21 protein-coding genes are annotated in these 21168 nt (G+C 69.3%); 8 read left to right on the forward strand and 13 right to left on the reverse strand.

Going from position 1 to position 21168, the window contains the following annotated elements; genetic code table 11:
• The first annotated feature begins 2 nt into the window (after window positions 1–2).
• A complete protein-coding gene (locus H531_RS14165) occupies window positions 3–1250 on the forward strand; it encodes a hypothetical protein (RefSeq protein ID WP_022797338.1) in 1248 nt (415 codons plus the stop codon).
• Here the strand turns inward: H531_RS14165 and H531_RS12545 are convergent.
• Window positions 1247–2419, reverse strand: a complete 1173-nt coding sequence (locus H531_RS12545; protein WP_022797339.1) for an MFS transporter — start codon at window positions 2417–2419, stop codon at window positions 1247–1249. The two genes, H531_RS14165 and H531_RS12545, sit on opposite strands and share 4 nt — an antisense overlap.
• 118 nt (window positions 2420–2537) lie before the next feature.
• A complete protein-coding gene (gene nth, locus H531_RS0100140) occupies window positions 2538–3200 on the reverse strand; it encodes an endonuclease III (RefSeq protein WP_156860423.1) in 663 nt (220 codons plus the stop codon).
• Window positions 3201–3214: 14 nt separating this feature from the next.
• Here nth and H531_RS0100145 point away from each other — a divergent pair, with 14 nt between their 5' ends.
• Complete coding sequence (locus tag H531_RS0100145) at window positions 3215–3580, forward strand: ASCH domain-containing protein (protein ID WP_022797341.1); 366 nt, start codon at window positions 3215–3217, stop codon at window positions 3578–3580.
• Here H531_RS0100145 and H531_RS0100150 read toward each other — a convergent pair.
• Both H531_RS0100150 and proS read right to left on the reverse strand, forming a co-directional pair.
• Entirely contained in the window at window positions 3546–5285 is a 1740-nt protein-coding gene (locus H531_RS0100150; protein WP_022797342.1) for a GNAT family N-acetyltransferase, read from the reverse strand. The two genes, H531_RS0100145 and H531_RS0100150, sit on opposite strands and share 35 nt — an antisense overlap.
• A 3-nt stretch (window positions 5286–5288) precedes the next feature.
• Window positions 5289–6722 carry a proline--tRNA ligase gene (gene proS, locus H531_RS0100155; protein WP_022797343.1) on the reverse strand — a complete coding sequence of 478 codons (1434 nt, stop codon included), beginning with the start codon at window positions 6720–6722 and terminating at the stop codon, window positions 5289–5291.
• 32 nt (window positions 6723–6754) lie between these two features.
• On the opposite strand from proS, the gene H531_RS0100160 reads away from it, so the two are divergent.
• Window positions 6755–7975, forward strand: coding sequence for a 2,3-bisphosphoglycerate-independent phosphoglycerate mutase (locus tag H531_RS0100160; protein ID WP_022797344.1), 1221 nt, complete (start codon window positions 6755–6757; stop codon window positions 7973–7975).
• A gap of 94 nt (window positions 7976–8069) precedes the next feature.
• Here the strand turns inward: H531_RS0100160 and H531_RS0100170 are convergent, their stop codons facing one another.
• From H531_RS0100170 to aroA, 7 genes are all read right to left on the reverse strand, one after another.
• Complete coding sequence (locus H531_RS0100170; RefSeq protein WP_022797346.1) at window positions 8070–9044, reverse strand: DHH family phosphoesterase; 975 nt, start codon at window positions 9042–9044, stop codon at window positions 8070–8072.
• A 29-nt stretch (window positions 9045–9073) separates the two neighbouring features.
• Window positions 9074–9259, reverse strand: a complete 186-nt coding sequence (locus H531_RS0100175) for a PIN domain-containing protein (protein ID WP_028490556.1) — start codon at window positions 9257–9259, stop codon at window positions 9074–9076.
• Window positions 9260–9339: 80 nt separating this feature from the next.
• Entirely contained in the window at window positions 9340–10044 is a 705-nt protein-coding gene (tmpR, locus tag H531_RS0100180) for a bifunctional dihydropteridine reductase/dihydrofolate reductase TmpR (protein WP_022797348.1), read from the reverse strand.
• On the reverse strand, window positions 10041–10451 hold the full coding sequence (locus H531_RS0100185) for an NUDIX domain-containing protein (protein ID WP_022797349.1): 411 nt from the start codon (window positions 10449–10451) through the stop codon (window positions 10041–10043). The genes tmpR and H531_RS0100185 overlap by 4 nt, the downstream gene beginning before the upstream one ends.
• Entirely contained in the window at window positions 10415–11188 is a 774-nt protein-coding gene (locus tag H531_RS0100190) for a CDP-alcohol phosphatidyltransferase family protein (protein ID WP_022797350.1), read from the reverse strand. The genes H531_RS0100185 and H531_RS0100190 overlap by 37 nt, the downstream gene beginning before the upstream one ends.
• 2 nt (window positions 11189–11190) lie before the next feature.
• The gene (gene cmk, locus H531_RS0100195) at window positions 11191–11817 is read right to left on the reverse strand and encodes a (d)CMP kinase (protein WP_028490557.1); all 627 of its coding nucleotides are present in this window, start codon (window positions 11815–11817) and stop codon (window positions 11191–11193) included.
• Entirely contained in the window at window positions 11802–13091 is a 1290-nt protein-coding gene (aroA, locus tag H531_RS0100200) for a 3-phosphoshikimate 1-carboxyvinyltransferase (protein ID WP_022797352.1), read from the reverse strand. The genes cmk and aroA overlap by 16 nt, the downstream gene beginning before the upstream one ends.
• A gap of 68 nt (window positions 13092–13159) precedes the next feature.
• Between aroA and H531_RS0100205 the strand changes: the two genes are divergently transcribed.
• Entirely contained in the window at window positions 13160–15772 is a 2613-nt protein-coding gene (locus H531_RS0100205) for an AfsR/SARP family transcriptional regulator (protein WP_022797353.1), read from the forward strand.
• Here H531_RS0100205 and H531_RS0100210 read toward each other — a convergent pair.
• On the reverse strand, window positions 15717–16514 hold the full coding sequence (locus tag H531_RS0100210; RefSeq protein WP_022797354.1) for a class I mannose-6-phosphate isomerase: 798 nt from the start codon (window positions 16512–16514) through the stop codon (window positions 15717–15719). The genes H531_RS0100205 and H531_RS0100210 overlap by 56 nt on opposite strands.
• A 19-nt stretch (window positions 16515–16533) precedes the next feature.
• Here H531_RS0100210 and H531_RS0100215 point away from each other — a divergent pair, with 19 nt between their 5' ends.
• The 4 genes from H531_RS0100215 to H531_RS0100230 all read left to right on the forward strand — a co-directional run bounded on the left by H531_RS0100215 (window position 16534) and on the right by H531_RS0100230 (window position 19146).
• Complete coding sequence (locus H531_RS0100215) at window positions 16534–17406, forward strand: SIS domain-containing protein (protein WP_022797355.1); 873 nt, start codon at window positions 16534–16536, stop codon at window positions 17404–17406.
• Window positions 17407–17408: 2 nt separating this feature from the next.
• Entirely contained in the window at window positions 17409–18098 is a 690-nt protein-coding gene (locus tag H531_RS0100220; RefSeq protein WP_022797356.1) for an endonuclease V, read from the forward strand.
• Entirely contained in the window at window positions 18095–18730 is a 636-nt protein-coding gene (locus tag H531_RS0100225; RefSeq protein ID WP_022797357.1) for a lysophospholipid acyltransferase family protein, read from the forward strand. The genes H531_RS0100220 and H531_RS0100225 overlap by 4 nt, the downstream gene beginning before the upstream one ends.
• Window positions 18731–18852: 122 nt before the next feature.
• The gene (locus H531_RS0100230) at window positions 18853–19146 is read left to right on the forward strand and encodes an HU family DNA-binding protein (RefSeq protein WP_022797358.1); all 294 of its coding nucleotides are present in this window, start codon (window positions 18853–18855) and stop codon (window positions 19144–19146) included.
• Between the two features lie 82 nt (window positions 19147–19228).
• Here H531_RS0100230 and ftsH read toward each other — a convergent pair whose 3' ends face one another.
• A complete protein-coding gene (gene ftsH, locus H531_RS0100235) occupies window positions 19229–21103 on the reverse strand; it encodes an ATP-dependent zinc metalloprotease FtsH (RefSeq protein WP_022797359.1) in 1875 nt (624 codons plus the stop codon).
• Window positions 21104–21168: the final 65 nt, after the last annotated feature.

The raw sequence follows: 21168 nt of genomic DNA on the forward strand, positions 1-21168 counted from the left end.
CCATGAGAAGGATGGCCCTTGGCACAGGACTCGCCCTCCTCCTCGCCGCCTGCGGGGGTGGGGGCCCAAGCGGTACGCAGGTCCAGGTGACCCTGGTGGACGGGTTGGACAACCCCATCCAGGCCACCGCCGCCGCCTACCGGGCAGGCAGCGGTCCCTTCCAGGCCCTCCATCCCACGGGCCCCGGGCAGTACCGCTTCACCGTTCCGAGCGGGGAGAACCGGTACACGGTGGTCTTCCGCTGCCCCTCCTTCGGCACCCTGGCCTCCCAGGTCCAGGCGGTGAGCTACGAGCTCACCCTGGCCGAGGCCACCTCCTTCAAGGCCCGTTGCCCCCTGGCCTACGCCGGCCCGGAGGCCAACCTAAACCAGACCAACGACAACACGAGCGGCCAGGACTTCGCCGGAGGATGGGGCCAGGCCTACTCCGCCACCTCCCTAGGAGCACCCCTTTTGGACGAAGGGGGCGACGGCCAGGTGAACGACCTGCCCAACCCCTTCCGGGTTCCGGTGGGCCCGAACCGGGAGGTGGCCATTTTCGGCCAGATCGGCACCACCTACTACTTCGGCCGGGCCCTGGTGAACGTGGCCTCCACCACCACGGGCATCCCGCCCATCGCCGTAAGCCCCGTGGGGACAAGCTTCGCCACCACCCAACCAGTTCTGGCCTTTTTCCTGGGCAAGGAGGTGCGGATCCCCCTAGGGACCGGAATGTCCTTCCCCAAACCCACCGCCGACCCGGGAGACCTTTATGAGCTCGCCAACTTCGGCCCCTCCCAAGGCCGCCTGAGGCGCGTCCCTGGGAACGCCCTAGGGAGCCCCGTGAACACCGCGCTTCCGAGCCTGAGCTTCAGCCCCAGCGTGCCCACCCCCAGCGCGGGAAGCCTGCCCACCTTCCAGGGGCTCACCGCCTCCGGGTTCGCGGGCACGAGCCCCCTCAAGGGGTACCTCCTGGCGCTCAGCTGGACCGGGGCCTCCTGGGAGCACCTGGTGGGCCAGGGGGCCCTGGGAGCGGCCACCAGCTACGCCCTCCCGGACCCCACGGGGGTGGCGGGCCTCGAGGCCCTGAAGCCCACAAGCGGCGACGCGGTGAACTGGCAGGCCGTAGCCCTGGGGATGGATCAGGCCCTAGGCCAAGTCCTGGGGGCCAGGCCCATCCCGCAGGGGCTGGTTCCCTTTGAGGTCCTCAACCGCCACCTGCCCCTGGACCTGGAGGCGATCGGAGCGTCTGGGAGCTACACCCAGCCCTAAAGGGCCCCCTTTCCCTCCCCCCCGGGGGCGGCCCCCGGGGGGCTCGCCTTGGCGAAGGCCCAGGGCCAGAGCGCGATGCCCAGGGCGTAGAGGGCGAGGGTCACCCCAAAGAGGAGGTCAAAGGCCTTAAGGCCCAAGGCCCCCTGCACCGCCCCAGAAAGGGCGCTCGCCAGGGCGAAGAGGAGGCTCCATAGGGCGCTCTCCAGGAGGAAGAACCCGGGGCGCTCCTCCTCGGCCAAGTAGTCCATGACCAAGGCGGCGTAGACGGGCCCGGCGGCGTTCATCAGGGCTCCTCGCACCAAGAGGGCGAGGGTGACCAGGGGAAGCCAGGGGGCCCAGGCCAGGGCAGCGAGGAAGGGAAGAGAAAGCGCCTGGACGAAGACGATGGCCCCAAGCCGCCCGAGCCTTTGGACCAGGAGGGGCTGGAGGAGCATGGCCGCCCCCGTGGCCAGGGAGGATAGGGCGAAGACGAGCCCTGTGGCCCCGTAGGTAAGGCCGAACTTCTCCTTGAGGAAGAGGTTTAGAAAGGGGATGACGAGTCCCGCCCCGAAGCCGATGAGCACCTGGGGCAAAAGGAGCCTGAGCCACACCCGGATCCGGCCCAGGAAGCGGGGGGGCCTTCCCTCCCCCACCCCGGCGGGCAGGCCCCGCACCAGGGGAAGGCCCAGGAAGAAAAAGGGCAGGGCAAAGAGGAGGACCCACCGGGCCCCGAGGAGGTCCGAGAGGTAGCCCGCAAGCAGGGTGGAGAAAAAGCCGCTCGCCGTGGTGAGGGCGGCCTGGAGGCTAAAGAAGGCCACCCGTCTCCCCTCGGGGACGAGCCGGGCGAGGAGGGGAGCCGAGGCCCCCTGCAGGAAGGCCCCCGCCAGGCCGTAGCCCACCAGGGAGGGAAAGACCCAAAGCCCTAGGCCCAGAAGAAGCCCGCTCCCCACGCCAAGGAAAAAGGCCAGGTAGAGGCTTTTCAGGTAGCCCAGGCGGGGGATGAGGTAGGCCAGGGGCAAGGCAAAGGCCACCCCGGAGAGGAGGACCACCGCCTGGGCCAGGCCGATGGCCTGGCGGGAGAAGCCCAGGGCCTCGAGGTGGAAGTTGAGGAAGAAGTAGACCAGGTTTCCCCCGAAGGACCAGAGGAAGGCTGCGAGGAGAAAGCGGTAGGCGGGAGAGGTTTCGCGCACAGGGTCTCCTTTCTTCTTTAGCGTTATGCCCCTTCTCCTGACCCGACCGGCCTCAGAAATGCCCAAATGGGCCCCTTTACCGGGGCCCCATGCTGCCCCAAGCCAGCATGGGGTGGCCTTAGCCCTGGCGGCTCGGGCAGTGGGGCGCAAGGGCGCAGGCGCCGCAGCGGGGCCTTTTCGCCAGGCAGACGTACCGCCCGTGGAGGACTAGGGCGTGGTGCACATAGACCCACCGCTCCTTGGGGAAGAGGGCCTCGAGGTCCTTCCCGATCCTCTCCGGAGCCTTGGCCTCCGAGAGGCAAAGCCTCCGTGCGAGGCGGGCCACGTGGGTGTCCACGGCAATCCCCGGCACCCCAAAGGCCGCCCCCAGCACCACGGTGGCCGTCTTCCACCCTACCCCGGGAAGGCGCATCAGGGCCTCCTTGTCCCTGGGCACCTCTCCCCCGTATTCCTCCACGAGCCTCCTCGCCAGGGCCACCAGGTTCTTCGCCTTGGTGCGGTAGAGGCCGATGCGCCTTATGTAGGGCTCTACCTCCTCCGGGGTGGCCGCCGCCAGGGCCTTGGCGTCGGGAAAGCGGGCAAAGAGGGCCGGGGTGGCCTCGTTCACGCTTTTATCGGTGGCCTGGGCCGAGAGGACCGTGGCCACGAGGAGCTGGAAGGGGTTCTCGTGCCTAAGCTCGGTGCGGGCCTCCGGGTAGGCCTTTTCCAGGGCCTCTAAGATCCTTTGGGCCCGGGCCCTTTTCTCCCTTTTGCCCTCCTCCGGGCACGCCACGCCCTCCAATCTACAATGGGAGCGTGCAAAGGCCAACGCTCGGGCTCATCGTCCGGGAGCCCTACGCCAGCCTCATCGTGGACGGCAGGAAAACGTGGGAGATCAGGAAGCGCAAGGCCCGCCACCGGGGGCCTCTCGGCATCGTCACGGGAGGATGGCTCATCGGACAGGCCGACCTGGTGGGGGTGGAGGGGCCCTTTAGCGTGGAGGAGCTCCTCCCCCACTTCCCCAAGCACCTGGCGGAGGAGGCCTTCTTGCGGGCCTACGCCGGGGAAGGCCCCCTTTTCGCCTGGGTCCTGGAGAACGCCTTCCGCTACGAGAAGCCCCTTTACGTCCCCCAGAGGCCCGGGCGGGTTATGTTCGTGGACCTCTCCGGGGTACGGTGGTGAGCCCCCCGTAGCCCACGTAGACGAGAAGGTCCGGGTCCAGGGCGGCCACCACCTCGGGCCGGTGGGTGGCGGCCACCAGGGTGATCCCCGCCTCCCGGCAGAGCTTCCCCAGCCCCAGGGCCACCCGCCTGGCCGTGGGCACGTCCAGGTGGGCGGCGAACTCGTCAAGGAGGAGGAGGTCGGGGCGCTGGGCGAGGAGGAGGGCGAGGCGGAAGCGCTCCCTTTGCCCGGTGGAGAGCTCCTTGGGCCTTGCCCGGTAGAGCACGGCGTCGGAGAGGCCCACCCGGTTCAGCACCTCTATGGCCGCCCGCACCTCCCCCATCTCCCGGAAAAGCCTCTCCAAAAGGGGCTCCTCCCCCAGGGCCACCTCCACCTCCCCCGGGATGTGGGCGGCCACCCGCCCCCCAGGGAGGCGCACCTCGCCAAGGTCGGGCGCCTCCCCCAGGAGGAGGCGCAGCAGGGTGGTCTTCCCCGCCCCGCTCGCCCCGGCCAGGACCACGAGGCTTCCCGGGGGGATCTCCAGGTCCACGCCCTTGAGGACCGCCCGCTCCAGCCGCCTCGCCCTCACCCCAAAGGCGGCGAGCACCTCGGCCACTTCCGGGGAGAGGCCTTTCAGGTCCAGAAGGCTCCGGTAGGCCTTGTGCACGCCCTGAAGCCGGATGGGCCCCTTAAGGCCTTCCACCCTCCCGTAGCTTTCCCGGTAGAGCCTCCCCCCGTGGGCCCGGGCGTAGGGGTCCTCCTGAAGGAAGCGCTCCAGGTACGCCTCGGCCTCCTCGGTGAGGGGGTAGAAGAGGACGGGCCTTCCCGAGGCCGTGTCAAAGAGGTAACGGAACCCCACCCTCTCAAAGAAGGGATGGTAGCGGGCCATCTGGGCGATGGTGTAGACCAGGTGCTTCTCCCGCCTCCCCTCGGGCGCCCCCCGCTCCCTCGCCCACTCCAGGGCCACCCGCACGAGAAGCGCCCCGAAGCCCTCGGAGCGGTAGTCGGGGTGGACCACCACCCGGGCGATGCGGGCGGCGGCCGTGTTCACCCGGTCCAGGGCCTTCTCCCAGTCGGCCCCGCCCTCGTAGGTGGGGTGGAACCAGTCCCGGGGGAAGATCCTCTCCCGGATGTCCCGCTCCACGCCCTCGAGGGTCCTCCGGTGCATGCGGGGAATGGGGGGGTCTAAGCGCAGGTAGCCGAGGATCCTGGGCTCAAAGGGAAGCCTCTCCGAAAGCTCCAGCACCAGAAAACGGCTTGCCGGCGTGGAGCCCCGGATCTCCTTGAGCCGCGCCTCCCCGCCGCAGTCGCAGAGGGGCTTGGCGTTGGCGGGGAGGGTCTTGTGGCACTGGGTGCAGACCCAGAGGGCCACCACCTCCTTCTCCGAAGCGTAGTGGAACTGCTCCAGCTCGGCGATGGCCTCAAAGTCGCTCTCGTACATGGCTTCCCGCGCCCTAAGGCGGTAGCGGTAGGCCTCGCCCCCCAGGGGGCTTTCCCGAACGTGCTCCAGGGTTTTGGCGAAGGGGGGCCAGAGGGGAAAGGCGCCCTCGAGGGCGTACTCCTCAAAGCCGAGGACGGGCTTCTTGAGCTCGGTGCGGAGCCTCACCTTCTCCCCCGGCCTAAGCCACTTGGCGGCGTCCCCCGACATCCTGAGGAGGACACCCCCCGTGAGGAGGACCTCCCCGTACCAACGCCAGTAGACCCTGCGGCCCAGGACCCGGGGCATGGCCTAGTACGCCTTGGCGAACACCACCCGCTTGCCGTAGGCGGAGGGCCTGCCGCAGCGGACACAGGGGCCTTCTTCGGGTTCGGCCTCAAAGGGCACGCAGCGGGTGGTGGCGGTGGTCTCCTCCTGGATGAGCTTCTCGCAGGCCTTGTCCCCGCAGTGGAAGGCCAGGGCGAACCCTTCCTGCACCGCCTCCTTGAAGGCCTCGTAGGTGTCCGCCTTCCGGGTGTGGGCCTCCCGGAAGGCCAGGGCCCTCCGGTAGAGTTCCTCGTGGAAGGCGTCAAGCTTCCCGGGCAGGGCCTCGGGGAGGGCGGCGAGGGGCAGGGTCTCCTTGCCCCCGAGGCGGCTCGCCAGCACCGCCTGGCCCCCCTCGAGGTCCTTGGGGCCAAGCTCCACACGGAAGGGTACCCCCTTGAGCTCCCATTCGTGGAACTTGTAGCCGGGGGTGTGCTGGTCCCGGTCGTCCAGGTGGACCCGGAGGCCTTGAGCAAGAAGGGCCTGGCGAAGGCCTTGGGCGGCCTCCAAAACCCGCTCGCGGCTTTCCTCCTTGTAGATGGGGACGATGACCACCTGGATAGGCGCAAGGCGTGGGGGCAGGACAAGGCCCCGGTCGTCCCCGTGGGTCATGATGATGGCCCCGATGAAGCGCCAGGAGAGGCCCCAGCTCGTGGTGTGGACGTACTTCACCTGGAGGTCCTTGTCCTGGAACTTGATGTCAAAGGCCCGGGCGAAGTTCTCCCCCAGGTAGTGGCTCGTGCCCGCCTGGAGGGCCTTGCCGTCTTTCATCATGGCCTCAATGGTGGTGGTGTAGACCGCTCCCGCAAACTTCTCCTTTTCGGTCTTGAGGCCCTCTATGACGGGGATCGCGGCGTACTCCCGCGCAAGCCTGGCGTAGATGGAGAGCATCCTCCGCACCTCTTCTTCCGCCTCCTCCCTCGAGGCGTGGGCGGTATGCCCTTCCTGCCAGAGGAACTCGCTGGTGCGAAGGAAAGGCCTGGTGCGCATCTCCCAGCGCACCACGTTCCCCCACTGGTTGAGGAGCTGGGGCAGGTCCCGGTAGCTTCGGATCCACCGGGACCACATGTAGCCGATCACCGTCTCCGAGGTGGGGCGCACCGCCAAAGGCTCCTCCAGCGCCTCGCCCCCGGCGTGGGTCACCACGGCGAGCTCGGGGGAGAAGCCCTCCACGTGCTCGGCCTCCTTCTTGAGGAAGCTCATGGGGATGAAGAGGGGGAAGTAGGCGTTCTGGTGACCCGTCTCCTTGAACATCCGGTCCAGAACCCCCTGGATGTTCTCCCAGAGGGCGTACCCGTAGGGCCGGACCACGATGGTTCCCCGCACCGGGCCATAGTCGGCGAGCTCGGCCTTTTGGATGACCTCGAGGTACCACTCGCTGAAGTCCTCGCTCTGGGGGGTTAGGCCCTTCTCCTTCGCCATACCCGCCCATCTTACCCCAGTAAAATGGCGCCATGGACCTCTTCCCCGTCTTCAAGGAGCTCGCCCAGAAGACCCCAAGCAAAATTCTCCTCATCGTCCTGGACGGCGTGGGGGGGCTTCCCCTGGAGCCGGGGGGCCCCACGGAGCTGGAGGCCGCGCGAACCCCCAACCTGGACCGGCTGGCGCAGGAAAGCGCCTTAGGCCTCCTCACCCCCGTCTACCCGGGGCTTGCCCCTGGATCGGGGCCAGGCCACCTCGCCCTCTTCGGCTACGACCCCTTCCGATACGTGGTGGGCCGGGGGGCGCTTTCTGCACTGGGCCTCGGGGCCGACTTCCGGGAGGGGGACGTGGCCCTTAGGGGGAACTTCGCCACCCTAGACGCCGAGGGCAGGGTTCTGGACCGCCGCGCCGGAAGGCCCTCCACCGAGGAAAACCGGCGGGTCATCGCCAAGCTGCAGGAGGCCATCCCCCGGCTGGAGGACGTGGAGGTCCACTTCTACACGGAAAGCGAGCACCGCTTTTTGGTGATCCTCCGGGGCGAGGGGCTTGCCGACGAGGTCACGGACACCGACCCCCAGAAGACAGGCCTTCCCCCCCTACGGGCCCAGGCTCTGGACCGGGCCTCGGAGAAGACGGCCCGCCTCGTCAACCTGCTATCGGAGAGGGTCCGCGAGGCCCTCAAGGAGGAGCCCCGCATGAACGGGGCCCTCTTCCGCGGGGCTTCCAAAAGGCCCAGCTTCCCCAGGATGCAGGAGGTCTACGGGCTTACCCCGGCGGCCATCGCCAGCTACCCCATGTACAAGGGCCTCGCTGCTCTGGTGGGCATGGAGGTCCTTCCCGTGGAGGGGGAAGGGGACGCCCTGGAGGGCAAGCTCCAAGCCCTCGAGGCGAACTGGGACCGGTACGACTTCTTCTACTTCCACGTGAAGAAGACGGACGCCATGGGGGAGGACGGCAACTTCCCGGGCAAGGTGGAGAAGATTGAGCTCTTTGATGCCCTCCTCCCTGGGATCCTAGCCCTTAGACCGGAGGTCCTGGCCATCACCGGGGACCACTCCACCCCAAGTGCCCTCAAGGCCCACTCCTGGCACCCCGTACCCCTCCTCCTGAAAGCGCCCTATCTCCGGGCCGACGAGGCGAAGCGCTTCACGGAAAGGGAAGCCCTAAGGGGAAGCCTGGGCCACCTCCGGGGGGTGGAGCTCATGCCCCTCCTCCTGGCCCATGCGGGGAAGCTCCTCAAGTACGGGGCCTAAAATGGGAAGATGATCCGCCACCGCCTCCTTTTGGAGCCGGGGGAGGAGATAACCCCCCTTCTCCTGTCCCATCCTCCTCTGCTCTGGAACCCCCCTAGAGGTACCCCGCCCGCTTGAGCTCTTCTTGGACGGCCTCGAGGACCAGCTCGTAGGCCCGGTCCAGGTCCACCCCCTTCAGGGTAGCCCCGGCGGCGGGCACGTGCCCCCCGCCCCCGAGCCTCAGGGCGATGTTCTGGGCCGAGACCCCGCCCCGGGAGCGGATGGAGACCTTAACCCCCTCCTCCCGCCGGCGCAGGAAGACCGAGACCACGCTCCCCTCCACGTAGCGGATAAGGCCTACGAAGTCGTCGGAGTCCTCCTCGCCCCCCGCCCCCTCGGGGAGGTGGGCGGTGACGAGAAGCCCTCCAAAGTGGAAGGCCACCGTGGAGAGGACCTGACCCATGAGGCGGAAGTAGGAAGGGGGGCGGAACTGGAGGCGGTCGGTGAGCTCGGCGAGCTTCACCCCGTACCCCACGAGCTCCGCCGCCACCTTTAAGACCTCCGGGGTGGTGTTGGCGAAGCGGAAGTTCCCGGTGTCGGTGAGGATCCCCGTGAGGACGGGGGTGGCGATCTCCGCGGTCCACTCCACGCCCAAAAGGTCTATGAGGTCCTTCACCATCTGGGCGGTGGCGGCCTTGGAGGGGTCCACCACGGCCAGGTGGCCAAAGCGGGGGTTGGTGCCGTGGTGGTCAATGTTGATGACGAAGCCTTCCACGGGGACCCCCACCACCCTCGAGGGCTCAGCGCTGTCCAAGGCCACCAGGGTGGCCCCAGGGGGAAGCTTCTCCACAGGGTCGGAGTACTCCTCCTCCTTGGGCAAAAAGCGCAGGAAGCGGGGGGGATCGGCCACCCAGCGGGCGTCCTTGCCCAGGGCCTTGAGGGCCCGGTAGAGCCCCAGGGAGCTTCCGATGGCGTCCCCGTCCGGGTCCACGTGGGTGGCGAGGTAGATGGGGCCCTCCACCGCCTTCAGGACCGCGGCCACCAGGCCCATCCTTTCCCAGTACTTAGGGTCAGGGGCGTTCCCGTCCACGAAGCTAAGGTATCACGCAAAAGGGTTCTTTACCCGCACCCCTCCGTAGGAAGCGGGGTGGAGAATTCCTGGAGAACCCGCAAAGAGAGGGCTAGCCTTCTCTCCAAAAGAAGCGTCTCCAGAAGAGGGATGGCCCGTGCCCTTTTCTCCGGCGAGGAAAGGTCGTAGGCGTAGACCAGGACGTTGGTGTCCACAAACTCAAGCCCTGCGGGCATGCCGCCCCTCCCGGGGGGACAAGGGCTGGCCCCCGGTGAGGTTCCGGCCCAGGGCCCTAGGTTTAGCACATCATGCTGGGCTAAAGGTTCCACCCCCCCGCCACCTCCAGCACCTGCCCCGTGAGGTAGGGCTCCCGGACGAAGAAGAGCACCGCTTTGGCGATCTCCTCAAGGAGGGCGAGCCTTCCCATGGGGATCTCGTGAAGGGGCTTGGAAACGGAGTTTTCCGCTACCCCGGGGGCCACCACGTTGGCGGTGATGCCCATGGCGGCAAAGCGCTTGGCGATGGCCTTGGTGTAGAGGATAACCCCGGTCTTGGCGATGGCGTAGGGGGTGATATGGGTCCGGGCGAGGAGGTTTCCCGCCCCGGCGTAGCCCAGGTTCACGATGCGCCCAAAGCCCTGCTCCGCCATGAGGGGAAGAACCCTTTGGGTAAGGAGGAAGGTGGCGGTGAGGTTGGTGTCCAGGATCCAGCGCCACTCCTCCAGGGTTACCGCCTCTATGGGCTTAAAGAGGTAGTCCCCCACGTTGTTGACCAGCACGCCCACGCCCCCGAGGTGGTAGCGCACCTCTTCCACCAGGGAGGCCACCTCCTCCTCCCGGGTGAGGTCGGCCCGAACCTTGATCGCCTTCACCCCAAGGGCCTCGGCCTCGGCCCGGGTAGCCTCGGCGAGGGCCTCGGAGGTGCGGTAGTGGACGGCCACGGCATAGCCTTCCCGGGCCAAAGCGAGAAGGATGGCCCGCCCGATCCCCTTGGCGCTTCCCGTGACCAACGCGGCCCTCATTCTTCCTCCAGGTAGCGCTCCAGAAGGGCCCGGGTGAAGGCGTTTAAAGGGTAGGCGAGCCCCTCTTCCGGGAGCACCCAGGCCCACTCCAAGATCTCCTCGCCGGGGCGCACCTCCCCTTCCGCCCTCGCGAAGTAGTTGAAGAGGAGCATGTGGGTGGGCTTGTAGAACTCGGGGCTAAAGAGGGCCTCCTGCACCAGGGCGAAGCGGATATGGGAAAGCCTGAGGCCCACTTCCTCCCAAAACTCCCGCCTCAGGGCCTCCTCCAGAGCCTCCCCCCACTCCACCTTCCCCCCGGGCACCCCCCAACGCCCCGGCCACTTGGCGGTGCGCACCAGGAGCACAAGGCCCCCCCTCTCCACCAGGGCCCCTACCGTGGGGATGGGATACTGCGGGCGATCCTCCATAGGTACCAGGCCCCAAGGTACACCGCCTGGAGGAGGACGAAGGTGAGGTAGGCCGCAGGCTGGTGAAAGGCCAGGAAGACCCCGAGAAAGAAAAGCTGGGTGGTGAGGCCCAGGTTGACCACCCCCGCCAGGGCGGCCTCGTCCCAAAAGCGCAAGGGGTCAAGGCCGAGGCGGCGGGCCAGGGCCTCCTCGAGGGCGGTCACGGCCCGGTCCTGGGGCAGGAAGAGGAGGCGGTAAACCCCCCTCAAGAGGGCGAGGAGCGGGGTCTCGGGGTCCCGGGGCTCTTGGGCAAGGGGAAGCCCCCGGGCTTTTCGGTAGAGCCTCTCCAGGTTAAAGTCCCAGGTCTGGACGAGGGTAAAGACCAAAAAGGCGGCCAGGGCCCATCCCCAAGCCCCGGTCCGGAAGCCTAGGGCCAGAAAGAGAAAGAGGTTGCCCAGGAAGTCCAGCTCCGTGTCCAGATAACGCCCGAGCTCCGTGACCTCACCCCTGAGGCGGGCAAGCTGCCCGTCGGCGTTGTCCAGGACGGTCTTCGCCTGCAGAAGGAAGGCCGCGAGGAGATCCTCGCCCCTGAGGACGAGCCCCGCGGCGAGGAGGACCAAAAGGGTGTGGAAGAGGACCAGGTGGGGGGGCCTCACGGGGGTGGGGAGGAGGAGGCGCACCAGGAGGTGGGCCAGGGGGCGGAAGAGGACCGCGTTCAAAAACTCCTGAACGGGTCTCGCCTTGGCCCCGGGCACCATGGCTAGTCCTTGAGGTGGGCCAGGATCCTGGCCACCGTTTCCTCCAGGGTTAGGTCGCTGGTGTCCAGGACCAGGGCGTCGGGGGCCGGAGCGCTTTGCGTCCTGTCCTTAGCGTCGCGAAAGAGGAGCTGGCGTAGCACCTCCTCGTAGGCCTCGGGCCTTTCCCGGGCGCGCCGCTGGGCCCGGACCTCGGGCCTCGCCGTGAGGTAGAACTTGTGGGGGGCCTCCGGGAAGACCACCCGGCCCATGTCCCGGCCCTCGGCCACGAAGGGCGGGGGCACCTCCTTAAGCCTCCGGTTCACCCAGGCCCGCACCCCGGGAAGCCGGGCCACCTCCGAGACGATGCGGTCCACCTCGAGGGTGTGGAGGAAGGGGGTGAGGTCCTCCCCGTCCGCCAGGACCCGGTTGCCCGCCCTCTCCGGCAAAAGCCGAACCCTCTTTGCCTCCAGGAGGCGGAGGAGGGCCTCCTCGTCCTTCGGGTCCACCCCGGACCTCAGGGCCAGATGGGCCGCCGCCCGGTAGAGGAGGCCGCTGGAGAGGTAGGGCACCCCCAAGGCCTCCGCCACCCGCTTGGCCACGGAGCTCTTCCCGGAGGCGGAGGGGCCGTCAATGGTCACGATCCCCCGCATAGCCTCTTCAGGTCCTGGAAGAAACCCGGGTAGGAGATCTCCGCCCATTCAGGCTCCAGGATCCGGACCCCCACGGGGAGGCCGGCCACGGCGAAGGCCATGGCGATGCGGTGGTCGTGGAAGGGCTCCACCGTCCCGGGCCGCACCCCGCCGCCCCGGACCCTGAGCCAGTCCGGCCCCTCCTCCGCCTCCACCCCCAGGGCCCGGAGGTTCCTGGCGATGGCCGAAAGGCGGTCCGACTCCTTCACCCGGAGCTCGGAAAGCCCCGGGATGAAGGTCTCCCCTTCCGCCCAGGCGGCGGCCGCGGCCAGGGCGGGCACCTCGTCCACCATGAGGGGGATGAGGCCGGGGTCCACAGCGACCCCCTGTAAGGGGCTATGCCGGGCCCGCACGTAGCCCACGGGCTCCCCCGCCTCCCCCTCGAGGACCCGCCACTCCACCTCGGCCCCCATGGCCTTCAGCACCTGGAGGAGGCCGGTGCGGGTGGGGTTCAGGCCCACCCCTTCCACCACCACCTCCGAACCCGGGACGAGGAGGGCCGCCACCAGGAAGAAGGCCGCCGAGGAAAAGTCCCCGGGCACGGTGAGGTCCCTGGCGGGGAAGGGCCCGGTCCTAAAGGTGCGCACCCACCCTTCCCCGCGTTCCAGGGGCAGGCCGAAGTGGCGGAAGAGCCTTTCCGTGTGGTCCCGGGTGGGCGTGGGCTCCAGGACCTCCGTCACCCCCTCGGCGAAGAGGCCGGCGAGGAGGAGGGCGCTCTTCACCTGGGCGCTGGGGACGGGAAGGACGTAGCGGAGGCCCCTCAAGGACGTCCCCCGCACCGCCAGGGGGGCCTTGTCCCCCCCCTCCCGGCCGTCCACCTGGGCCCCCATGGCCCTGAGGGGCGCGGCCACCCGGCCCATGGGGCGCCGCCTTAGGGAGGCGTCCCCGGTGAGGACGGCAAAAAGCCCCTCCTGGCCCGCGAGGATCCCGAGGAGGAGGCGCATGAGGGTACCGGCGTTGCCGCAGTCCAGGACGTCCTCGGGCTCCTTTAGGCGGAGGCCCCTCCCCCGCACGAGGAAGTGGGGGCCCTCCTCCTCTATCTCTGCGCCCAAGGCCCGGAGGACCCGGACGGTGGAAAGGGTATCCCCCGCCTTCAGGGGGTGGTAAAGCCTCCCCTCCCCCTCGGCCAGGGCGAGGAGCATCAGGCCCCGGTGGGTCACGGACTTGTCCCCGGGGACCCTCAGCCTCCCCCGCAAGGGGCCGCAGGGGCCAAGGTCCAGAAAAGGGCGGTCCATGCCCCCTAGTCTTGGGGCAGGGAAGGGGTTTGGTCAAGGCCGGACCTTGGCTAGAATAGAAGCCAAGCATGGCCCTGGCCTGGTCAAGCCCGGTCTACCTGGAAAGGCGAAGGCTACTGGAGCTCCTTCCCGAGGCTCCAGGTTTCGCCATTTGGCTGGAGGCCCCCGCGGGCTTCGGCAAGAGCGTGCTCGCCGGGCAGCTCGCCTCGAGGCTGGGGCTGCGCACCCTGTGGGGAAGCGCCGCCCTGGGGGAGCCCAAGGCCCTCCTGGCGGAAAGCCTCGGGGTCCCCCCGGAGGCCCCTTGGGCCGCGGTGGTGGCGGCCCTGAGGGAAACCCCCACCCTGGTGGTCCTCGAGGACCTCACGGGCAGGGAGGCCCTCTCCCCCCTCCTAAGGACCCTGCCCTGCCTCCTCCTCCTGGCGAGCCGCACGCCCCTGCCCTACCCCGAGCTCCCCAAGCTCCTCGCCGAGGGGCGGCTCGTCCACCTCCGGGCCCCCGACCTCGCCTTCACCGAGGAGGAGGCCCGGGCCCTTTTTGGCGGAAAGGAGGGGTGGCAGGCGGCCCACCGGGCCACGGGCGGCTGGCCCCTGCCCCTCTTCCTCGCCGCCCTCACGGGACGCCCCCCAGAACCTGGGCCCCTCCTCCAGGGGCTTAGGGAAAGCCTCTCGGAGGCAGAGTTTAAGGAGGGCCTCCTCCTTGCCGCCCTCCCTGCGCTACCCCTAGACCAGGCGGTCCCGGCCACCGAGGCCCTCTTCCAGAAGGGGCTCCTGCAGAGGCTCCCCCAAGGGTACCGGCTCCACCCCCTCCTCAAGGAGATGGCCCTGCGCACCCTAGGCGAGGAGGTCCGGCAGGCGGTGCACGAGGCGGAGGGGAGGCTTTCCCCGGAGCTTCTGGCCGAGGCCTACCACCAGGCGGGCCTCCACCCGGAGCTCCTTGCCCTCCTGGAAAGGCCCCTTACCCTGAGGATTCCGGCCGAGCGGCTCCTCGCCTGGCAGGACCTCCTGCGAGGGGGCGGGGAGCGGACCCGGCTGCGGCTTGGGGAGGCCCTCCTGGAGGCGGGAAAGCGGGAGGGGGTGCCCCTCCTCGAGGCCCTGGCCGCCTCCCCGGACCCCGGCGTGGCCCTCATCGCCTCCGGCCACCTGGCCTACTACCTGGCCGACCCCCTTCTGGGCCAGGACCTGGGGGCGGCCTGGGCCCACCTGGAACGGGGCCTGGCCCTTTTGGACCAGGTCCCCCCCGAGCTTGCGGGCCGCTTCTTGAACGACGCGGCCCGGGTCCCCTGGGAGGAAGGGCGGCCGGAGGAGGCCGTAAGGCTCCTGCAGGAGGCCCTAAACCGCCTCCCCGAGGGGAGCCCTTACCGCCTCGCCCCCCTGACCAACCTCGCCTTCCTGCGCTTTGAGCAGGAGGGCGCCCTCCTGGGGCACATCGCGGCCCTGGAGGAGGCCGTGCGCCTGGGAGGTCTGGGTCCGGCCAACCTGCCCGGCCACCTGCGGGACCTGGGCCGGCTCTACCTCCTCCTGGGGGAGAGGGAAAAGGCCAAGGCCCGCCTCAAGGAGGCAGCCGAAGCCCCGGGGAGCCCCCTTGCGGCCCTGGAGGCCCGGATGCTCCTCGCCCACCTCGAGGAAGACCCCGACACCCTGGCCCGCCTGGTGGCCCAGGCGGAGCTCTGGGAAAACCCCTACCTGGTGGAGCGCGGAAAGTCCCTCCTGGCCGAGCTCTTGCGGGAACCGGGCCTCCTTGAAGGGCTTCAGGGCTTCCTGGCGCGCCTGACCCGGGCCCTGCTCACCCAGGAGCCCGCCCACCTTCCCCCGTACCCGGCGGAGCGGGAGGAACAGCTCTACTGGCACGCGGCCCGCTACCGCCTCCTGCGGGAGGAGGGCGACCTTAACGCCCTCCTTGCCCTTACCGACGCCAAGGAGCGGGTCCTCCCCGGCCTCCTCCCCCTCCACCTCCTCCCCCGCCGCCTTCCCGAGCTGGCCAGGCCCTACCCCCTGACGGAGGTGCTGCAAAGCGGCTGGAAGGAGGCCGTGGCCCTGAGGCTCGCCGAGATCCCTCCCCTCCAGGTGGAGGTCCTCGGGGCCTTCCGGGTGAGGAACCCCTTGGGCGAGGTGGAGCTCAAGGGCAAGGGGCGGGAGGTCTTCGCCCTCCTCCTCCTGGGCCTGCCCCGGGACGAGGTGGCCTACGCCCTCTGGCCCGACCTCGCCGAGGAGGCCGCCCTCAACAACCTCTACGTCTGGCTGGCCCGCCTCAAGAAGGCCCTGGAGCCCTGGGGCGTCCCCACCTATCTGGGCGAGGAAGGCCTGAGGCGGGTGGCCTGCGACCTCCACGCCCTGGAGAAGGCCCTGGAGGAAGGGCACGCAGAGCGGGTTCTCGCCCTCTACCGCGAGCCCCTCTTCCCCGGCCTGGATCACCCCCTCCTGGACCGGAAGCGGGAGGAGGTCTTCCACCGGGTGCGGGCCCTCTTTCTGAAAAGGGGTGAGCCCATTTTTCTGGAAAGAATCCTGGAGATAGACCCCCTGGACGAGGAGGCCCTCCTCCTCCTGGTGGAGCACTGCCGGCAAAGGGGGCAGAAGGCGAGGGCCCTGGCCCACCTGGAGCGGTACCGGAAGCGGCTTTGGGAGGAGCTCAAGGAGAGGCCCTCTCCCGAGGTGGAGGCCCTCCTCCGGAGCCTTCAGGGCTAGCCCCCAGGAGAAGGCCTTCCCCTTCCAGGAGGGCTTCCTCCCCAGGCTCCAGGAGCAAGGTGGCGAAGGGTCGCAGAACCCCCTCCCCCAGGCGGGCCTCCCCCGCGAGGAGGGTAAGGACTAAAGGGGCCTCCGGCCTCAGGGCAAGCCGCCCCTTTAGGGGGTAGCGGTAGAGGCGGAAGTAGGGGGTGGAAAGGAGCCTCTCCCCTCCCTCCACGGGCTCGGGCCTCGCCTCGGGAAGAGGGGTGGGCTCCAGGAGGGCCACCTCCAGGGCCTTCTCCAGGTGGAGTTCCCGGGGCCTACCGTAGTCGTAGAGGCGGTAGGTGAGGTCCGAGGGGGTCTGGACCTCGTAGACCCGGGTGCCTGGACCCAGGGCGTGGACCACCCCCGCGGGCAGGTAGACCACCTGGCCCGGGACCACCCGCACCTTTTGGAGGACCTCCTCCAGGTGGCCCTCCTCCGCCCGCCTCTGCACCTCCTCCCGGCTTAAGGGCCTCTTTACGCCGTAGACGATCTCCCCCGGGGAGAGGACGTACCAGGCCTCGTACTTGCCCGGCTTCCCCTCCACCCTTAGGGCGTATTCGTGGGGCGGGTGCACCTGGACGGAAAGCCACTCCGCCGGGTCCAAGAGCTTCACAAGGAGCGGCTCCTCGCAGAGCCACACCTCCCCGATCCCTGGGCCATAGCCCAGGCCGCTTCCTCCCCAGATGCGGGCCACGGGCTTGGGAACGCAGGGCCGCACGGGAGTTAGCATAAGGGGTATGCGCGACCTGGACCGCGAGGAAACCTACCTGGTGGACCGCAGGGGCCTCGCCCTGGAGCTCAGGGACCTGGTGGGCACAGGACCGGTCCCCACCCAAGCCCACCCGGGCCCCCACGGGGTTCTGGCCTACGGGGAGGGGTGGTTCGCCGCCCAGCTCCTCTCCCTCCCCGAATGGGTGGAGGAGGGGACCCTCTTCCTCCTGGAGGGGGGGTACGACCTGGGGGAGGCCGCGGCCATGGGCCTCCTGGCGGAGTCGGGAAGGGCGCAGGTGGTGCGGGTGGGCTTCCGGGAGGGCGCAGAGGTCTACCTGGCCCCCAGTCCCTTAAGCCCCTACCGCTACCTCCGCTTCCTCCTCCTGGCCACGGGGCAGGAGGAGGCCCTTAAGGAGGTGGACGAGGGGCTCCTCCTGGAGCGCCGCCGCCTGACCCCCGAGGTGCCCCTGGAGGAAAACCCCGCCAAGTTCCTGGCCTACACCCTCCTGGAGCGCCTGCCCCTCTTCTATAGCCCCCTCTTCCGCCCCCTCGAGGGCGCCGCCCAGAGCCTCTTCGCCCGCATCGGGAAGAGCCTTTCCCTCACGCCGCCCCACAGCGCCCTGGAGTTCTTCCTCACCGGCCTCGAGGCCCGCCACGAGCAGGGAGATCCCCTAGCAGCGGTCCTCCTGGGAGGGGGGGAGGCCGCCTCCTTGGCCAAGGAGATCCTGGAGACCCGGGTGGACGCCCTCGCCGAGGTGCCCGCCCCGGAGGGAAGCCGCCTCGCCCAGGCCGTGGCCCTCTGGTACCGCCTGGCCTGGACCGCCTACTACCTCGCCCTCCTCTACGGGGTGGACCCTTCGGACCAGGAGGTGCTGGAGAGGCTCCGGGAGGCGAGCTAGGCGTGGAGGTCCCCCCCTTTCCCCGCCCCGGGAGCCTGGAGGAGGCGGCAAGGCTCCAGAAGGCCCTCGCCGCCCGGGTGGTGGTGGAGGGGAGCCTGCAGGGGGTGAGGTGCATCGCCGCCCTGGACGCCTCCCACAAGCCGGGGAAGCCCCTCGTGGCCGTGGCCGTCCTCTACCACCTGGAAAGGGGCCCCCTCTTCGTGGGCAAGGGCCTGGTGCCCGAGGAGGACCTCTTTCCCTACGTGCCGGGCTTCCTCTCCTTCCGGGAGGCCCCCGCCTACCTCCTGGCCCTGAAGGCCCTCCCCGAGGCCCCGGAGGCCCTCCTCGTGGACGGCCAAGGCATCGCCCATCCCCGGGGCCTCGGCATCGCCAGCCACCTCGGGGTCCACCTGGACCTGCCCAGCGTGGGGGTGGCCAAGCGCCTCCTCTTTGGCCGAGAGGAAGGGCCCCTTCCCCAAACGCAGGGAAGCGCCGTGCGCCTCCTCGCCCCCGACGGCCGGCCCCTGGGCTACGCCTACCGGAGCCGGACCGGGGTCAAGCCCCTCTACGTCTCCCCCGGGCACCGGGTGGGCCTCGAGGAGGCCCTGGCCTTCGTGAAAGGCCTTCCCACCAGGTTCCGCCTCCCCGAGCCCCTGCGCCTCGCCCACCTCGAGGCGGGCCGGAGCCTCCGGGCCTTAAACTGGGGCCCGTGAGCGCCCAAACGCCCAACCCCGTCTACCGGGCCGCCCGGGCCCTGGCCCGGTTCCTTCTGCACCTCCTCTTCGGCTACCGGACCGAAGGAGCGGAAAGGGTCCCCGAGGAGGGGCCGGTCATCCTGGCCGCCAACCACCTCTCCATCCTGGACCCCATCGCCATCGGGGCAGGCCTCAGGCGGCCCGTGAGCTTCCTGGCCCGGGCCGACCTCTTCCGCCTCCCCTTCCTTTCCTGGCTCCTGCCCCGGCTCTACGTCATCCCCGTGGAACGGGGCACCGGGGACTTCGCCGCCATCAAAAACGCCCTCCGGGCCCTGGAAAGGGGCTTCGCCTTCGGCATCTTCCCCGAGGGCACCAGGAGCCGCGACGGCCGGATGAAGCCCTTTAAAAGCGGGGTGGCCGCCATCGCCCTGCGCACGGGAAGCCCCGTGGTGCCCGTAGCCGTTTGGGGCACGGACCGGGCCTGGCCCGTGGGGCGGAAGCTCTTCCGGCTGCGACAGCCCGTCCGGGTGGTTTACGGGGAGCCCATCCCCGTTCCAAGGAAAGACAAGGTCACCCATCAGGAGCTAGAAAACCTGACCCGGGAGATAGAGGCCAGGGTACGGGAACTTCTCCCCCCCCAGTACCGCTAGAGGCAAAACTTTCACTGTCATACATTGCTATACACAGCTGTAGAAAAAGCTTTGGGTATTGCGCAAAGGCGTTTAACCGTGATATAGTCCGCCCGGAAGGGAAAAGAGGAAGGAGGTGAAGAATGGCAGCAAAGAAAACCATCACGAAAGCGGATCTGGTAGACCAGGTCGCGGCCGCCACCGGCCTCAAGAAGAAGGACGTCAAAGCGGCGGTGGACGCCTTCTTGGGCAAGGTGGAGGAGGCCCTGTCCGCGGGCAGCAAGGTCCAGCTCACCGGCTTCGGGACCTTTGAGGTCCGCAAGCGCAAGGCCCGCACCGGCGTGAAGCCCGGCACCAAGGAGAAGATCAAGATCCCCGCCACCCAGTACCCCGCCTTCAAGCCGGGCAAGGCCCTCAAGGAGAAGGTCAAGAAGTAGGCTATTCCCTTCCCCCGGGGAGGCCCGTCCTCCCCGGGTTATCCCGTGCCCGCGGGCGGGCCCGCCGACCCAGGGCAGCGGGCTAAGCCCCGCCCAGGGCTCCGCCTGGCTTCACCTTAGGCACCACCCGGGGGGCCTCCCGCTCCTCCTTGGGCTCCGAAGGGGTTTCCAGGAGCAAGCCCTCCACCACCTTGTGGAACTCCTCGGCGGTGAGGGTCTCCCGCTCCAGGAGGGTCTCGGCCACCCGCTCCAGCACCTCCCGCTTCTCGGTGAGGAGGGTCCGGACCCGCCCGTACTGCTCCTCAATGAGCCCCCGCACCGCCTCGTCAATGCGCCTCGCCGTCTCCTCCGAGTACTGGCGCACGTCGTAGCCCCCCAGGTAGGTCTCCTCCCGGAGGGCGTAGGCCACCGGGCCAAACTCGGGGTGCATGCCCCACTCGGTGATCATCCGCCGGGCCAGCTCCGTGGCCTGGCGAAAGTCGTTCTCCGCCCCCGTGGTCACGTCCTCAAAGACCAGCTCCTCCGCCGCCCGCCCCGCCAGGGCCACAGCGATCTGGTCCAAAAGGCGCTTCCTGGACCAGTGGATCATGTCCTCCCGCCTCGGCATCATAAAGCCCAGGGCCCGCCCCCGCGGCACGATGGTCACCTTGTGCACCCCGTCGGCATGCTCCAAAAAGTGGGCGGCCAGGGCGTGCCCCGCCTCGTGGTAGGCGGTGATCCGGCGGTCGCGGGGCGTGAGGACCAGGCTCTTCTTGGCCGGCCCCATCATCACCCGGTCCGCGGCCTCCTCCAGGTCCTTCATGGTGATCTTCTTCCGCCCCTCCCGCGCCGCCAGGAGGGCGGCCTCGTTCAGGAGGTTCTCCAGGTCCGCCCCCACGAAGCCCGGGGTGCGCTTGGCCAGAAGCGCCAGGTCCACGTCCTCCGCCAGGGGCTTCCCCCGGGCGTGGATCCTGAGGATCTGCTCCCGGCCCCGGACGTCGGGGGCGTCTATGGCGATCTGGCGGTCAAAGCGCCCCGGGCGGAGGAGGGCGGGGTCCAGGACGTCGGGGCGGTTGGTGGCGGCCATGACGATGATGGTGGAGTCCTTCTCAAACCCGTCCATCTCCACCAGGAGCTGGTTGAGGGTCTGCTCCCGCTCGTCGTTGCCCCCGCCCACCCCGCTCCCCCGCCTCCTCCCCACGGCGTCAATCTCGTCAATGAAGACGATGCAGGGGGCGTGGCGCTTGGCGGTCTCAAAGAGGTCCCTGACCCTCGCCGCCCCCACGCCCACGAACATCTCCACGAAGTCGGAGCCCGAGGCGGTGATGAAGGGCACCCGGGCCTCCCCGGCCACCGCCCGGGCGATGTGGGTCTTGCCCACCCCCGGAGGCCCCACCAGAAGGACCCCCTTGGGGATGCGGGCCCCCATCTCGTGGAAGCGGGCGGGGTTTTTCAGGAACTCCACGATCTCCTTCAGCTCCTCCTTGGCCTCCTCCGCCCCGGCCACGTCCTTGAAGGTGACCCGGGGGGCCTCGGTGAGGACCCGGGCCCGGCTCTTGGTGAAGCTGAAGGCGGAGTCCGAGGGGCCGGCCCGGCCCGTGCGGGAGAAGTAGAAGAGGGCCCCCAGGAGAAGGCCCACCAGGAGGAGGGGCCAGAGGAAGCCCAGGGCGTTCTGGCCCTGGGGGGGTTCCACCCGCACGCTCACCCCCCGCTGCATCCAGGCCTCGAGGGTGGCGTTGTCCGGAGGGCTGGCCGCGTAGGTGGTGAAGCCGGACCCGTCGGTGAGGGTACCCTGGATCCGGGTCTCCCCCGAGCGCACCACCACCTCCTTCACCCGGCCCGCCTTCAGGTCCTCCAGAAAAGTGGTGTAGTTCACGGTGCCGCCGGAGCTCCCAAAGGTTCCCGCCAGGCTGAAGGCCCAGGCCAGGAAGAGCAGGCCCAGGACGAACACCAGAAGGTTGAGAGGAAGCCGGGACATGTCCCCCTTAGGGTACACGGCGGGAAGGGCCCCTGGGTAGCCCAAGGCACTATGACAAAGTTACG

The organism is Thermus islandicus DSM 21543, assembly GCF_000421625.1.
GTDB lineage: Bacteria > Deinococcota > Deinococci > Deinococcales > Thermaceae > Thermus > Thermus islandicus.

Coding starts and splice junctions, on each gene's coding strand:
- H531_RS14165 (WP_022797338.1), top strand. CDS start 3: ATGAGAAGGATGGCCCTTGGCACAGGACTCGCCCTCCTCCTCGCCGCC.
- H531_RS0100150 (WP_022797342.1), bottom strand. CDS start 5,285: ATGCCCCGGGTCCTGGGCCGCAGGGTCTACTGGCGTTGGTACGGGGAG.
- proS (WP_022797343.1), bottom strand. CDS start 6,722: ATGGCGAAGGAGAAGGGCCTAACCCCCCAGAGCGAGGACTTCAGCGAG.
- H531_RS0100160 (WP_022797344.1), top strand. CDS start 6,755: ATGGACCTCTTCCCCGTCTTCAAGGAGCTCGCCCAGAAGACCCCAAGC.
- H531_RS0100175 (WP_028490556.1), bottom strand. CDS start 9,259: ATGCCCGCAGGGCTTGAGTTTGTGGACACCAACGTCCTGGTCTACGCC.
- tmpR (WP_022797348.1), bottom strand. CDS start 10,044: ATGAGGGCCGCGTTGGTCACGGGAAGCGCCAAGGGGATCGGGCGGGCC.
- H531_RS0100185 (WP_022797349.1), bottom strand. CDS start 10,451: ATGGAGGATCGCCCGCAGTATCCCATCCCCACGGTAGGGGCCCTGGTG.
- H531_RS0100190 (WP_022797350.1), bottom strand. CDS start 11,188: ATGGTGCCCGGGGCCAAGGCGAGACCCGTTCAGGAGTTTTTGAACGCG.
- cmk (WP_028490557.1), bottom strand. CDS start 11,817: ATGCGGGGGATCGTGACCATTGACGGCCCCTCCGCCTCCGGGAAGAGC.
- aroA (WP_022797352.1), bottom strand. CDS start 13,091: ATGGACCGCCCTTTTCTGGACCTTGGCCCCTGCGGCCCCTTGCGGGGG.
- H531_RS0100205 (WP_022797353.1), top strand. CDS start 13,160: ATGGCCCTGGCCTGGTCAAGCCCGGTCTACCTGGAAAGGCGAAGGCTA.
- H531_RS0100215 (WP_022797355.1), top strand. CDS start 16,534: ATGCGCGACCTGGACCGCGAGGAAACCTACCTGGTGGACCGCAGGGGC.
- H531_RS0100230 (WP_022797358.1), top strand. CDS start 18,853: ATGGCAGCAAAGAAAACCATCACGAAAGCGGATCTGGTAGACCAGGTC.
- ftsH (WP_022797359.1), bottom strand. CDS start 21,103: ATGTCCCGGCTTCCTCTCAACCTTCTGGTGTTCGTCCTGGGCCTGCTC.